This window comes from Meridianimarinicoccus sp. MJW13 (assembly GCF_014901205.1).
Taxonomy (GTDB): Bacteria; Pseudomonadota; Alphaproteobacteria; order Rhodobacterales; family Rhodobacteraceae; genus Meridianimarinicoccus.
The window spans coordinates 504,929-519,112 of sequence record NZ_JACNMU010000001.1; the positions used below are offsets into that span (position 1 = coordinate 504,929).

15 protein-coding genes are annotated in these 14,184 nt (G+C 65.9%); 10 read left to right on the forward strand and 5 right to left on the reverse strand.

All coding sequences use genetic code 11. The features are described from left to right. From H8B03_RS02445 to H8B03_RS02460, 4 genes are read right to left on the reverse strand one after another with little or no spacing between them, the layout of a single operon-like run. Entirely contained in the window at positions 1-483 is a 483-nt protein-coding gene (locus tag H8B03_RS02445) for a DUF6505 family protein (protein ID WP_193139904.1), read from the reverse strand. A gap of 1 nt (position 484) precedes the next feature. After that, entirely contained in the window at positions 485-1,207 is a 723-nt protein-coding gene (locus H8B03_RS02450; RefSeq protein WP_193139906.1) for a biotin/lipoate--protein ligase family protein, read from the reverse strand. Next, entirely contained in the window at positions 1,204-2,271 is a 1,068-nt protein-coding gene (locus tag H8B03_RS02455; protein ID WP_193139909.1) for an Mrp/NBP35 family ATP-binding protein, read from the reverse strand. Before H8B03_RS02455 ends, H8B03_RS02450 begins: the two co-directional genes overlap by 4 nt. A 1-nt stretch (position 2,272) precedes the next feature. Continuing rightward, complete coding sequence (locus tag H8B03_RS02460; protein ID WP_193139911.1) at positions 2,273-2,467, reverse strand: DUF6494 family protein; 195 nt, start codon at positions 2,465-2,467, stop codon at positions 2,273-2,275. A 92-nt stretch (positions 2,468-2,559) separates the two neighbouring features. On the opposite strand from H8B03_RS02460, the gene H8B03_RS02465 reads away from it, so the two are divergent. Beyond that, positions 2,560-3,297 carry a hypothetical protein gene (locus H8B03_RS02465; RefSeq protein ID WP_193139913.1) on the forward strand — a complete coding sequence of 246 codons (738 nt, stop codon included), beginning with the start codon at positions 2,560-2,562 and terminating at the stop codon, positions 3,295-3,297. Here H8B03_RS02465 and H8B03_RS02470 read toward each other — a convergent pair. Beyond that, positions 3,291-5,249 carry a 4Fe-4S binding protein gene (locus H8B03_RS02470; RefSeq protein ID WP_193139915.1) on the reverse strand — a complete coding sequence of 653 codons (1,959 nt, stop codon included), beginning with the start codon at positions 5,247-5,249 and terminating at the stop codon, positions 3,291-3,293. The genes H8B03_RS02465 and H8B03_RS02470 overlap by 7 nt on opposite strands. A gap of 292 nt (positions 5,250-5,541) precedes the next feature. On the opposite strand from H8B03_RS02470, the gene H8B03_RS02475 reads away from it, so the two are divergent. The 9 genes from H8B03_RS02475 to H8B03_RS19075 all read left to right on the forward strand — a co-directional run bounded on the left by H8B03_RS02475 (position 5,542) and on the right by H8B03_RS19075 (position 14,120). Then, positions 5,542-6,081, forward strand: a complete 540-nt coding sequence (locus H8B03_RS02475) for a DUF3305 domain-containing protein (protein ID WP_193140139.1) — start codon at positions 5,542-5,544, stop codon at positions 6,079-6,081. After that, entirely contained in the window at positions 6,078-6,707 is a 630-nt protein-coding gene (locus H8B03_RS02480; RefSeq protein ID WP_193139917.1) for a DUF3306 domain-containing protein, read from the forward strand. The genes H8B03_RS02475 and H8B03_RS02480 overlap by 4 nt, the downstream gene beginning before the upstream one ends. A gap of 15 nt (positions 6,708-6,722) precedes the next feature. Then, complete coding sequence (locus tag H8B03_RS02485; RefSeq protein WP_193139919.1) at positions 6,723-7,331, forward strand: molecular chaperone; 609 nt, start codon at positions 6,723-6,725, stop codon at positions 7,329-7,331. Positions 7,332-7,386: 55 nt separating this feature from the next. Further along, complete coding sequence (locus H8B03_RS02490; protein WP_193139921.1) at positions 7,387-7,578, forward strand: twin-arginine translocation pathway signal protein; 192 nt, start codon at positions 7,387-7,389, stop codon at positions 7,576-7,578. A 151-nt stretch (positions 7,579-7,729) separates the two neighbouring features. After that, on the forward strand, positions 7,730-10,624 hold the full coding sequence (locus H8B03_RS02495) for a formate dehydrogenase subunit alpha (RefSeq protein WP_193139923.1): 2,895 nt from the start codon (positions 7,730-7,732) through the stop codon (positions 10,622-10,624). Between the two features lie 11 nt (positions 10,625-10,635). Beyond that, entirely contained in the window at positions 10,636-11,229 is a 594-nt protein-coding gene (fdh3B, locus tag H8B03_RS02500) for a formate dehydrogenase FDH3 subunit beta (RefSeq protein ID WP_193139925.1), read from the forward strand. Between the two features lie 242 nt (positions 11,230-11,471). Continuing rightward, complete coding sequence (locus tag H8B03_RS02505; RefSeq protein WP_193139927.1) at positions 11,472-12,698, forward strand: formate dehydrogenase subunit gamma; 1,227 nt, start codon at positions 11,472-11,474, stop codon at positions 12,696-12,698. Further along, complete coding sequence (locus H8B03_RS02510) at positions 12,698-13,993, forward strand: c-type cytochrome (protein ID WP_226925674.1); 1,296 nt, start codon at positions 12,698-12,700, stop codon at positions 13,991-13,993. Before H8B03_RS02505 ends, H8B03_RS02510 begins: the two co-directional genes overlap by 1 nt. Position 13,994: 1 nt before the next feature. Beyond that, positions 13,995-14,120 (forward strand): hypothetical protein, encoded by a 126-nt coding sequence (locus tag H8B03_RS19075; RefSeq protein ID WP_264299169.1) that lies wholly within the window; start codon positions 13,995-13,997, stop codon positions 14,118-14,120. Positions 14,121-14,184: the final 64 nt, after the last annotated feature.

The window sequence follows — 14,184 nt, forward strand, 5'->3', positions numbered from 1 at the left end:
CTACTCCGGCTCTGCATCCCCGTGGATGGCGAATTGATCCAGCCCGGCCTGTTGCGGCGGGATGAACCGATAACTTTCCCGGACGCCGGCCTCGGTCAACTCGCGGCTGACAGTCAGCAAGGTGTTGGCGGGATGCTCGTCGCACAGCGCCGCCATGTGGTCCAGTTCTTCTCGCGCCACCGGCAGGGCGGCCTCGACCGAGGGCGCGCCGTAATAGGCCACGAAATGCGCGGCGAGGCATTGCTCCAGCGCGGTGCGTTCGGCGGGTTCGACCTGGGTGACGGCGACCACGGTAACCCGGCCGAAGGTTTCGATGCCCAGCCAGCCGTTGGCAAAGGCCTGTCGCGCCTTGCCGGCCAGATCGGCCTCGGACCAGTTGGAGAATTCAAACCCGCCTGAGACCGCCCATTCGCCGGTGCGGGCGGGGGTGTGGAACACGTTTCGGTCGCTATCGTCGAAGTGGATGGCGCGGGCGAGTTTCATGTCAGTCCTCCAGAAGCGTCGTCAGCGGGATCAGATGGGTGGTCTCGGCATCGCGCAACAACAGGCCAAAGTCCTCATCCACCCCCAGGAAGGTGCCGCGGCGACCCCGGATGTCCACCTGTTCGCCGATGTCACGGGCAATGCCGCGCCAGTCGTCATGCAGAACGCGGGCGCCGCCGTCCTCCCAACGGTTGATCCAGACCAGCATGTGCCGGGTCCAGGCTTCCAGAAGGTGGACCGGCTGAACGTCGACGCAGCCTTCGGAATACAGCGTGGTGGTATCTGGGGTCAGGCCGGGATCTTCCGACAGTTCCATCAGCGGCAGATCCAGCCCGAGGATCAGCCAGTCGGGCACGGCATCGGCGGCATCGGTCGCCGCCGCCACCCGCAGACCACCGCAGCGCGCACCGTTCAGGTACAGCGCCCCGTCCCAGCCCACATGCACCGCCACTTCGGGCGGAGCCAGCGCGCCAAGGGCATTCTGGAACCCCACCGCCGCCAGTGGCAGCATGGACAATGCCTGTGCCAGCGGCACCTCGGGGGCCAGAACCACGGCGGCGCGCAGCCGGTCGGCCTGCACGTTGTGGACCACCAGCCCGGCATCGCAGCCGCGCGCGGCCTGCATCCGGGCGGTATCGAACGGATCGGTTGCGCCGGTGACCGCCAGGCCGGAAAACAGCGGCGGAAACACCGGGTCGCCAGGAGGAGCGTCCAGATCGGTCATGCCTGCCCGGCCTCCACCAGCTTGCGGGCCACATCGCGAAAGCCCTGCGCCTGCGGCCCGTCGGGCTGGGTCACCACGATCGGCGCACCGCCATCGGCGGCCAGCCGGATTTGCAGATCCAGCGGGATCTCGGCCAGCAGGGGCACGCCCATCTTGGCGGCCTCGGCAGCAACACCGCCATGGCCAAAGACATGCTCTTCATGGCCGCATTGCGAACAGATGTGGGTCGACATGTTCTCGATCATGCCAAGGATCGGCGTGTTCAACTGACGGAACATGTCCACGCCCTTGCGCGCGTCCATCAACGCCACGTCCTGCGGCGTCGAGACGATCACCGCGCCGTCAATCTTCGCCTTCTGGCACAGGGTCAGCTGCACGTCGCCGGTGCCGGGCGGCAGATCGACGATCAGCACGTCCAGCGCGCCCCACTGCACCTGCGTCAGCATCTGTTGCAGCGCCCCCATCAGCATCGGGCCGCGCCAGACCACCGCCTGATCGTCGTTGGTCATCAGGCCGATGGACATCATGGTGACGCCATGGTTGCGCATTGGCAGGATGGTCTTGCCGTCGGGCGAGGCCGGCCGGCCCGACACCCCCAGCATCCGCGGTTGCGAGGGGCCGTAGACATCGGCATCCAGCAGCCCGACGCGGCGGCCTTCGGCGGCCAGCGCGCAGGCCAGGTTGGCCGAGACCGTCGATTTCCCGACCCCGCCCTTGCCCGAGGCTACGGCGATGATCCGGGCGATGCCCGGCACCGGCTGCGGGCCATCCGGCTCGGCCCGCCGTCCCGGCTTCAGGTCCGGCGGCGGGGCCTTGGCGGCATGGGCGGTCATCACGATGGACACCGCCGTGACGCCTTCGACCCGCTTCACCGCGCCTTCGGCGGCCTCCTTGATCGTGCCATAGGCCGCGGCTTCCTGCGCGGCCACCTCCAGCACGAAGCGCACCACCCCGTCGGAAACATCCAGCGCGCGCACCACGCCTGCGGCCACGATGTCGGTGCCGCCACCGGGCACATGGATGGATTTCAGCGCCTCAAGAACAGCGTCCCGCGTCGCGGCCATCTCAGGACCCGGACCCGATCTTGCCGGTCACCACGTGTTCAAGATCCAGCCCTTCGACGGTCAGGACCACCTTGGCCTCATAGGACTGGCCCGGTGCGGCCCCCTTGTCGCGCAGGGCCCCTTCGATGGCCTGCTGCGAGGTCACGCCCACCTGCTTGAGGAATTTGCGCATGCTCATGTTGAAGTCGTCGTTCATCGGGTCTCTCCGGTTCTACGTGCCAATTGACGGACGCGGCTGTTCGCGCCTAGCCTGATGCGCAGGCTGTCTAAGGGAGAAGCCTGTTGCGCATGTTGCTGAAAATGCTCGCTCTCGGGCTGAGCCTGACCTTTTTCCATCCCGCCTTGGCGCAGGACAAGACCCTGTTGCTGACGGTCCCGTCCGAGATCGCCGACAGCGGGCTGTGGCGGTACATCCTGCCGCGTTTCGCCCTGAAGACCGGGGTACGGGTGACGCTGGGCGCGGATGGCGAGATGGAACTGACCGCCGCGCCGGGCGGGGCGGCGGTGCTGCAATCGCCGCAGGCGCGCTATGCCGTGGCCCGCGTCGAAGGCCCGCACGCGGCACGTTTTGCCGACTGGCTGCGCTCGGACGTGGGTCGCCGCACCATTGCCAGTTTCACACCCGAGGACGGCGATATCGCCTTCAGCGCCCCCGAAGCCGGGGCCGTGGATGACGCCGTACCGGTGTTCGACGGCGACGCGGCGCGGGGCGAGGTTCTGTCCTATTCCCATTGCGGGCGTTGCCACGTGGTCGGCGCGCGCAACCGGATGAACGGGCTGGGCTCGACCCCGTCTTTCGGCGTGCTGCGGTCGATGGACGACTGGTCGCGGCGGTTCGAAGCCTTCTATGCCCTGAACCCGCATGGCGCCTTCACCCAGATTGCCGGGGTCACCCCGCCCTTCCCCGAGACCCTGCCGTCGCCGATCGCGCCGGTCGAGATGAGCCTCGACGATCTGGAAGCCATCCTGGCCTTCGTGTCCGTGCTGGCACCGGCCGATCTGGGCGCGCCCTTGCAGCATCAGTGATCCTTGCGGTCCGAGAGGTAGTCGTCGGTGGTGCGCGGGCGGCGCGGCTCGCCCATGGCGAAGGGATTGTCGGTGGCCTTGAACTGGGCGTTGACGCGGCAGTCGTCGCACATCTGGATCATCCGCAGCGCGTCGGGCCGGGCGAACATGGCATGCTGGCCGGCCAGTTTCTCGGTGACTTTCTCGATCGTGGATTTCACGCCGAACAGCTTGCCGCATTCCACGCAGGCAAAGGGTTCTTCCTCGTTCAGCACCTGCTGTGACAGGGCTGCGTCGGACAGGTCCAGCTGCGGCTTGAGGGTAATGGCATCCTCGGGGCAGACCGTGCGGCAGATGCCGCATTGCAGGCAGGCGTCCTCCTGGAACCGCAGTTCCGGCCGGTCGGGATTGTCCAGCAGCGCGCCCGAGGGGCACAGCGACACGCAGGACAGGCACAGGGTGCAGGCATCGGTGTCCACCAGGACTGCGCCATAGGGCGCGGTGTCGGGCAGTGGCAGCGGTGCTTCGATGCCGGGGTTCAGCGCCTGGGCGGCCAGACGCGCCACCTGCCGCCGGCTGCCCATGGGCAGAACCGGCGCGGGCGCCGGGGCCGCCGGGGCGACACCGTACAGCAGATCGCACAGGGCGTCGGGCTCGGCCGGGTCCAGCAGCCGCAGCTTGCCCGGCCCGGCGATGGCCGCGGCCAGGTGGGTTTCGCTTTCCAGCGCCTCGCGTTCGGTTGTGGGGGCCAGTAGAAGGTCGACGGCAACAAAGCCGCAGGCCAGCGCCGCCAGCTGTTCTGCATGACCAAACCCGGAAATCCGATCCAGTTCCAGCGGCAGCACATCGGCGGGCAACCCACGGCCATGCCGCGCGGCCAGACGGATCATCTCGGCGCCGTGGTCCGCGTCATGGACCAGCAACCGGGGGGCTGTGCCGCCGGCGCTGCGATACGCGCGGGAGAGAACTTCGATCCGGCGGGTCAGATCTTCAAACGACGGATCCTCGAAACTGATCGCACCCGACGGGCACAGGGCCGTGCACATGCCGCAGCCGGCGCAGACCATCGGGTCGACGCTGACATGATCGCCATCGGGGGTGAGAGCTCCGGCCGGACAGGCATTCAGGCATTTGGAACAGCCAACCTGCCCGGCGCGGGTATGCGCACATAAAGACGGTTCCAGATGCAGGTAAAGCGGTTTCTCGAAAATCCCCGACATTTGAACGGCTTCGGTCAACAAACGGGCCACGGCGAGCGGATCGCGCGGATCGGCCCTCAGGTAACCTTCGCGTTTCTGCGGTGCCGGAACGAAGGCCGGGCCGCCGGTCAGGTCGATCAGCAGGTCGCATCGGGAGCGCCCGCCATCCTGCGGCGGGCCGAATCGGCGCGCCCCGCGACCGCCCGGCTCCATCTGTTGCAGAGCATCCAGGCGCACATCGAAGCCGCCAAGCGCCCCGGAAACGGATTTGATCTGCCCGCGCACCACGTCGAAATCGCGGGTTTCCGGCGGATCGGTGGCGTCGGTCAGACACAGGGTCACGCTCAGGGCAGCGGCCAGTTGTTCGGCGGCCTGCACCGCCCCCTCGCCCGCGCCGACGATCAGGCACAGCCCTTCCGAGGTCACATCAAGGGTCTTGCGGGCGGCGCGCGGCAGCAGCGCCTCGGCCAGCAGCGCGGCCTGCTTCGGGCCGGCTTTCGCCCCCTCGTCCGACCAACCGGCGCGGTCGCGCAGATCAACGAAAACCGGTTCGGGGGCGCCAAGCTCTTCGGCCAATTCCTCAAACAAAGCATGCTCTTGCTGACATGCCAGTACAACCTCGCCCGCCTCCAGCGCCTGCGCGGCCTGTTCCAGATTGCGGGTGCACAGCGCTTCGACGGGACGCGCGCAGGGCAGGCCGGTGGCCTCTGACAATGCCTTGGCGTCCAGTGTCTGGCTGCCCAGACAGGTACACAGCAGGACCGATTTCGTCATGTGTCTTTCCCCCCTCGCAGCGTTACCCGCCGCGTCGTTGCCGCAGGTAGGCACATTCCCGAGGCAGGGTAAAGCGCCGACCGGCGCCACCCCGGCCGGACAGGACCTTCGTCGCCCCTGTCCGGAACTTTCCATCTCGAGCGGTGAAATCGCGGGTCCATTCGTCACAAATGGTTAGGATTTGGCACAATTTTCTTGCCGGAAGCGGGGCGAACGCGCCATAGTTTTCAGACAGCGCACCAAATGCGCGTCAGGGAGGTCCGGCTTGCATTCTGCAACGCCATCGAAGGCGATGCCATTGGGTGTCGTCATGCGCCGCACCCCCGGGGTCACCCGGTGGGCAAAGTGGCATTGGACCGCGTCCGGCATCCTGCCCGGCGCGCAGGCGGTCGACTGGCGCGAATTGCGCCGCGACGGCGACGCCGTGGAATACCATGCAGATACGGTGCCCCTGACCCTTTGGGCCACGGACACCGAGGCCTATCTCGTAGCCCTGGCCGACAGCCCGCCGTGCATCTACGTGGTCCTGCGCGAAGCCACCGCGACGGACGCCCGGATGCCCTATGAGGTGCATCTGGTGACCGCTTCGCCCTACGAGGCGCAGGATTATGCCGACAGCGGCGAAGAGATCGTCGAGAAAGTGCCGATGAGCGCCGGTCTGATCGCCTGGGTGCAGGACTTCATCACTGCCCACCACGAGGACGAGGTGTTCATCAAGCGCCGCCGCGACAAGAAGCGGGTGGATCTGGTCGAGGATGGCATCGGCGACTCGCGCATCGAACAACTGACCGACGTTTACCGTGCGCCGCGTCGGAAGGCGGGTCTGCAATGACCGCGCGCAGCGATTTCTGGTCCCGTCGCAAAGCTGCCGTTGAAGCCGAACAGGCGGCTGAATTGCAGGCCGTGGACGCCGCACAACAGTCCGATGAACAGGCCGCGCTGGACGACAAGACCGACGCCGAGATTCTGGCCGAACTGGATCTGCCCGACCCCGACAGCCTGTCCAAAGGCGACGACTTCACCGCCTTTCTCGCCCGCCGCGTGCCCGAACGCATTCGCCGCCGCGCCCTGCGCAAGCTGTGGCTGAGCAACCCCGTTCTGGCCAACCTCGACGAGCTTGTGGACTATGGCGAGGATTACACCGATGCCGCCACCATCGTCGAAAACATGCAAACCGTCTATCAGGTCGGCAAGGGCATGGTTCGGATGCTGACCGGCGAGGACGAGGAGGCCGCACCGGAAGACGCGGTCGCCGAAGACGTCGCGGCCGAGGCCACCGAGGAGGAGGACGAGGTCGAAGCAACAGACCTTGCCGATACATCGCAACAGCCCACCAACCCAGAACAGCACACCGTCGCGCTGGCGCAGGACGCACCCGAAGCACGACCCGACCCCGTTGATCCCGATCCGCTGGCCGCCCCGACGCGGCGGCGGATGCGTTTTGCCTTTGCCGACTGACCGGAAGGAGACCCGATGACCATGGCCACGGCCCTTGAGATTGCTGAAGAAGACCGGCTACGCGCCGATCTTTACGATTTTCTGGGGGCGCTTCTGGCGGCGCCGGCCTCGGTGGACATGCTGAAGAAATGCGCCGGGCTTTCGGGCGATGACAGCGATCTGGGACAAGCCATCGGCACGCTGGCACGGGTAGCCAGGGTCTCCAAGCCCAAGGCCGTCGAGACCGAGTTCAACGCACTGTTCATCGGGCTGGGCCGGGGCGAGCTGCTGCCCTATGCCAGCTATTACCTGACCGGTTTCCTGAACGAGAAACCGCTGGCGCAACTGCGTCAGGACATGGCCGCGCAACAGATCACGCGGGCCGAAAACGTCTATGAACCCGAAGACAACATCGCCTCGTTGATGGAGATGATGTCCGGGCTGATCCTGGGCCGCTTCGGGGCGCCGGCAGCCCTGAATGTGCAAAAGACGTTCTGGAACAAGCATATCGGCCCCTGGGCCGGGCATTTCTTTTCAGATTTGGAAGCGGCGCAACATTCGGTTCTCTATGCCTCGGTCGGCACCATCGGCCGGGTGTTCATGGAGATCGAGCGCGAAGCCTTCCGAATGACGGCAGAGGCGTGACGCCCTGCCATTCCTGCCGTGCCGACAAGCGCGGTGCAACCAAAGGAGAAACGCGATGAGCGACAAGACAGAGGACGGTGCCAGCCGGCGCGACTTCCTCAAGCTTGCTTCGGTTTCGGCCCCGGCGGCGATTGCTGCTGCGGCAGTGGGCGGCACGGCCGCCCAGGCTGACGAGGCGCCCACCGGTGAAACCCGGATGCAGGACACCGCGCATACCCGCGCCTATCTGGACAGCGCCCGGTTCTGACCGGCCTGCCCGATCCGTTGCCGCCCGGCCCGACCGGACGCTGACACCCCCGACCTTGAGGCAACTGGTTGCGTGACGCCCGACCGCCTGAAGGATTTGCAACACCAAGCCCGCAACGGCCCCGTGCCTGCGCCAGCGAGGAGAGAGAAACATGCTGAGGAAAAAGACCAACGGGGTTGCGCGACGCTCCCAGCGGACAAGTATCCTGAATAACATCGCCGAGACATCCGTCGACCGCCGCGCCTTCCTGCGCGGATCGGGACTGGCCATCGGCGGGCTGGCGGCCATTGGCGCCACCGGCGGAACCGTGACCCGCGCATCGGCCCAGGCCGCCATCAGCAGCGCAGTGGAGACCATCAAATCGGTCTGCACCCACTGCTCGGTCGGCTGTACCGTGATTGCCGAGGTCAGCGATGGGGTCTGGATCGGGCAAGAGCCCGGCTGGGACAGCCCGTTCAACCTGGGTGCCCATTGCGCCAAGGGTGCTGCGGTCCGCGAACATGCCCATGGCGAACGTCGCCTGAAGTACCCGATGAAAAAGGAAAACGGCGAATGGGTCCGGATTTCCTGGGAACAGGCGATCGACGAGATCGGCGACCAGATGATGCAGATCCGCGAAGAAAGCGGCCCTGACAGCGTCTATTGGCTCGGCTCGGCCAAGCACAACAACGAACAGGCCTACCTGTTCCGCAAGTTCGCCGCCTACTGGGGCACGAACAACGTGGATCACCAGGCCCGGATCTGTCACTCGACCACGGTTGCAGGTGTTGCGAACACCTGGGGCTACGGGGCGATGACGAACTCGTACAACGACATCCACAACTCCAAGGCGATCTTCGTGATCGGCGGCAACCCGGCCGAAGCCCACCCGGTTTCGCTGGTGCACATCCTGCGCGCCAAGGAACAGAACAACGCACCCGTCATCGTCTGCGACCCGCGGTTCACCCGCACCGCAGCCCATGCCGACGAATACGTGCGGTTCCGTCCCGGCACCGACGTGGCGCTGATCTGGGGCATCCTGTGGCACATCTTCGAGAACAGCTGGGAGGACCGCGAGTTCATCCGCACCCGTGTCTGGGGCATGGACCAGATCCGCGAAGAAGTAGCCGCGTGGAACCCTGAAGAGGTGGAACGTGTGACCGGCGTGCCCGGAAGCCAGTTGCGCCGGGTGGCGCGGACGCTGGCCAACAACCGCCCCGGCACCGTGATCTGGTGCATGGGGGGCACCCAGCACACCAACGGCAACAACAACACCCGTGCCTATTGCATCCTTCAGCTTGCCCTTGGCAACATGGGCACCTCGGGCGGCGGCACAAACATCTTCCGCGGCCATGACAACGTGCAGGGCGCAACCGACCTGGGTGTTCTCAGCCATACGCTGCCGGGCTACTACGGTCTGACAGCCGGGGCCTGGGCGCATTGGGCCCGTGTCTGGGAAGAAGATCCCGAATGGCTGAAAGGCCAGTTTGCCACGGTGCAGGGCGCCGATGGCAAGGACAAGAACCTGATGAACCTGACCGGCATCCCGGTGTCGCGCTGGATCGACGGGGTTCTGGAAGATCCGGCCAACACCGATCAGCCCAATGCGGTGCGCGCCATGGTTCTGTGGGGCCACGCGCCCAACTCGCAGACCCGGATGACGGAAATGAAGACGGCGATGGAGCAGCTGGACATGCTGGTCGTGGTCGATCCCTTCCCGACCGTCTCGGCCGTGCTGCACGATCGTACCGATGGCGTCTACCTGCTGCCGGCCACGACCCAGTTCGAGACCCGCGGATCGGTGACCGCCTCGAACCGCTCGCTGCAATGGCGTGACCAGGTGATGGCACCGCTGTTCGAGTCCAAGCCCGATCACGTCATCATCGCCAAATTCGCCAACAAGTTCGGCTGGGGCGACCGGTTCTTCCGCAACATCGAGATGGAAGATCCCGAAACACCCAACGTCGAAAGCATCACCCGCGAGTTCAATCGCGGCATGTGGACGGTGGGCTATACCGGCCAGTCGCCAGAGCGGATCAAGCTGCACATGGCGAACCAGCACACCTTCGACCGCACCACGTTGCAGGCGATCGGTGGCCCGGCCGACGGCGACTACTATGGCCTGCCATGGCCCTGCTGGGGCACGGCCGACATGGGGCATCCGGGCACGCCAAACCTGTATGACATGTCCAAGCCGGTCTCCGAAGGCGGCCTGACCTTCCGCGCCCGGTTCGGCGTGGAACGCGACGGCGACAACCTTCTGGCAGAAGGTGTCTATTCGGCAGGATCGGAAATCCAGGACGGCTATCCCGAGTTCACCATGCAGATGCTGATGGACCTGGGATGGGATGGCGATCTGACCGACGAGGAACGGGCCGCCATCGACGCCGTGGCCGGTGCCAAGACCAACTGGAAGACCGACCTGTCGGGCGGCATCCAGCGGGTCGCCATCGCCCATGAATGCGCGCCCTTCGGCAATGCCAAGGCGCGTGCGGTCGTGTGGACCTTCCCCGACCCGGTGCCGATCCACCGCGAGCCTCTGTACACGCCGCGGCGCGATCTGGTGGCCGACTATCCCACCTATGAGGATCGGAAGTTCTATCGTCTGCCGACGCTCTATGCGTCGATCCAGAAGAACGACTTCAGCCAGGAATATCCGATGATCCTCACCTCGGGGCGGCTGGTCGAATACGAAGGCGGCGGTGATGAAACCCGGTCCAACCCCTGGTTGGCCGAGCTTCAGCAGAACATGTTCGTCGAGATCAACCCGCGCGACGCCAACAATCTTGGCGTGCGGGACGGCGCACAGGTCTGGGTCGAAGGTCCGGAGGGCGGCAAGGTCAAGGTCATGGCCATGGTCACCAACCGGGTGGGCGAAGGCGTTGCCTTCATGCCCTTCCACTTCGGCGGCCACTTCCAGGGCGAGGACCAGCGGTCGAAATACCCCGCGGGCGCCGATCCCTACGTGTTGGGGGAATCCACCAACACCGCCCAGACCTATGGTTATGACAGCGTGACCCAGATGCAGGAGAGCAAGACCACTCTCTGCAAAATCTGGTCGGCATAAGGAGGACACCAATGGCACGAGCAAAGTTCCTTTGCGACGCCGAGCGCTGCATCGAATGCAACGCCTGCGTCACGGCCTGTAAGAACGAGCACGAGGTGCCCTGGGGCATCAACCGGCGACGGGTCGTTACCATCAACGACGGCAATCCGGGCGAGCGATCTATCTCGGTCGCCTGCATGCACTGTTCGGACGCGCCCTGCATGGCGGTCTGCCCGGTGGATTGCTTCTACCAGAACGAAGAAGGCGTGGTGCTCCATTCCAAGGATCTGTGCATCGGCTGCGGCTATTGCTTCTACGCGTGCCCCTTCGGCGCGCCGCAATATCCGCAGGCGGGCAATTTCGGATCCCGTGGCAAGATGGACAAATGCACCTTCTGCGCCGGTGGCCCGGAAGAGACCCACTCCACCGCCGAATTCCAGAAGTACGGACGCAACCGGATCGCCGAGGGCAAACTGCCGCTCTGCGCCGAGATGTGTTCGACCAAGGCACTTCTGGCCGGCGATGGTGACGTGGTCTCGGCCATCTACCGCGAACGCGTGGTGGCCCGTGGCTTCGGCTCCGGCGCCTGGGGCTGGGGCACCGCCTATGACCAGAAAGGCGGCTGAGCCGGCTTTCTTCCAAGGCTGAAACACGGCGGCGGCCCTTCCTGCAAGGGCCGCCGCCCGACCCTTTGACCCATCGTTTTTCGCGCGGCCCTGCCCCGGATCCTGATCCTGACAGCAGCGACCACGCCCCGAATTGACCCCGCTGGGCAAGCGCCCCGCGGTTGCTACGCCAGGGAAAGGCCGGGTCCGACCCGATCCCACCGCGCCCCATGCGGCACACCGATGTCATGGAGAGAGTGACCATGCTCAAACACGCAGTTCTGGCCCTGTTCCTTTGCCTGGGCAGCCTGACGGCCGCCGCTGCGCAGGAGGCCACCCCCGAAACCACCGCCGCGCCGGACCGAAGTGGCACCGGCGGCGCCCAGACGCTGGAAGACATCCTTGCCCGCCAGCGCGGCGAAAAGATCGACGACAGCTTCCGCCGCAACGCCACCGGCGATCCCGATGCCGCAGCGGCCATTGCCGCGCAACTGGGCACCCTGGGCGGGGCCTCGGATTCGGAAGTCTACCGCGCCCTGCGCTATGGCAGTGCCGATGTGACGGTGTCCAACGACGGCCCGGCCTCGAACGTGTTGATCCAAGACAGCGGCATGAGATGGCTGGAGTTCCGCCAGGGTCCGCTGGCCACCTATGGCGGCTACGCCTTGCTGGGCATGATCGTCCTGTTGCTGCTGTTCTACCTGCTGCGCGGCAAGATCCGCATCGATGGCGAGAAAACCGGCCGCAAGATCTTGCGGTTTTCCAGCATCGAACGCTTCGGCCACTGGTTGTTCGCGGGCTCTTTCCTGCTGCTGGCCTTCACCGGGCTGATCGTATTTTTCGGGCGCAAGGGGCTGATCCCGCTTCTGGGCAAGGATGCCTATGCGCAACTGGCGCTGATCTCGAAATGGATTCACAACAACGTGGCCTGGGCCTTCATGCTGGGGCTGGTGATGATCACCGTCATGTGGCTGGTCCACAACATTCCCAACCGCCATGACCTGAAGTGGTTCGCCGTCGCCGGCGGGTTGTTTTCGAAAAACGTCCATCCGCCCGCCCGCAAGTTCAACGGCGGCCAGAAGATCATCTTCTGGTCCTGCGTGGTACTTGGCGTGTCGATCTCGATTTCCGGCCTGTCGCTGCTGTTTCCCTTCGAACTGCCGATGTTCGCCAAGACCTTCGTTGTGCTGAACGACACGCCGATCCCCGGCTGGTTGGGCCTTGGCACCCTGCCCGAACAGATGCCGCCGCATCAGGAAATGCAGTTGAGCCAGGCCTGGCACGCCATCGTTGCCTTCCTGTTCATGGCCATCATCATCGCCCATATCTACCTGGGCTCGGTCGGCATGGAGGGCGCGTTCGACGCCATGGGCTCGGGCGAGGTCGAGGAACAATGGGCGCGGGAACACCACGGCCTCTGGGTCAAGGAGCTGGAGGAGAAGGGCAAGACCGCCACCGCCTCCGGCGGACAGCACAGCCCCGCCGAGTGATGCCCCGTGCCGCGGCCCTGCTTCTGGCGCTGGCCCTGCCGGGGCTGGCGCAAGCGTCGGAGTTCTTCACGCTGAAAGGCCATGGCGGCCCCGTCAAGGGGCTGGCCGTGGCCCCGGACGGCACCATCGCCAGCGCCAGTTTCGACAATGCCGTGGGCCTGTGGCAGGGCACGGCCCCGCACTGGCTGGACGATCATCGTGCCGCCGTGAACACCGTGGCCTTCGCGGGCCGCGACCGGCTGATCTCGGCCGGCGACGATTTCCGGGTGGTGCTGTGGTCGCTGCCCGGCGGCACCGCCACCGAGCTTTTCCAGCATAAGGGCAAGGTGATGGGACTGGCGGTCAGCACCGATGGCACCCGCGCCGCCAGCGCCAGTTGGGATGGCACCATCGCCCTGCTCGACCTGACCTCAGACACGCCCCCGACCCTGCTGCGCGGCCACGCCAGCGGCGTCAACGCGGTGAGCTTTGCCGAAGCGGGTCGCCGCCTGATCTCGGCCGGGGTCGATGGCACCGTGCGCTACTGGGATACCAGCACGGGCGCCGAGACCCGGCAGCTTCTGACCAATGGGTTCGGGGTCAACACCCTGATCGCCACGCCCGACTGGCTGGCCTATGGCGCGGTGGACGGGGTGACGCGCATCGTCGATCCCGACACCGGTGCAGCCCTGGCCGATTTCACCCTGGACCGCCGCCCGATCCTGGCCATGGCTTACAGCCCTGCCGCGCAGCGGCTGGCCGTGGGCGACGGCGAAGGTTACATCATGGTACTTGATACCCAGACCTGGCGCATTGCGGGCGATTTCCGGGCCTCGCTGACCGGACCGATCTGGGCGCTGGCGTTCTCGCCCGACGGGCAGAACATCCATGCCGCCGGACTGGATCCGACGGTGTATTCCTGGCCGCTGGACACACTGGACGATCAGGATCCCATGGCCGCCCCCGACCGTCCCTATCTGCGCGACCCCGCCGAGATGACCAATGGCGAACGTCAGTTCGCCCGCAAATGCTCGATTTGCCACAGCCTGACCCCCGACAGCGCGCGGCGCGCCGGGCCCAGCCTGCACGGGGTGTTCGGACGCCCGGCCGGCGCCCTGCCCGACTACAGCTATTCCAGGACATTGATCGAGGCCGGTTTCGCCTGGAATGAAACCACCATCGACAAGCTGTTCGATCTCGGCCCCGACCACTTCATTCCGGGCACCAAGATGCCCATGCAACGGATCACCGCCCCGCAGGATCGTGCCGATCTCATCGCATTCCTGCGCCGCGCCACCTCACCGACCGGAGAGTGACATGAAAACCATGTTCCTGGCGTTTGCCGCCGTCATCGTCATCGCCATTGCGGCAGACCAGATCCTGCAGCGCGCAGGGTTTTCCGCGGCCGAGCGCACCATCAGCGACTCGGTACGGCTGAAATAGGCGTCTTTTCTGCCCAGACCCGGGGCATTCGTGGCCGGGAACCGCCGCATCTGCAGGCATCGGC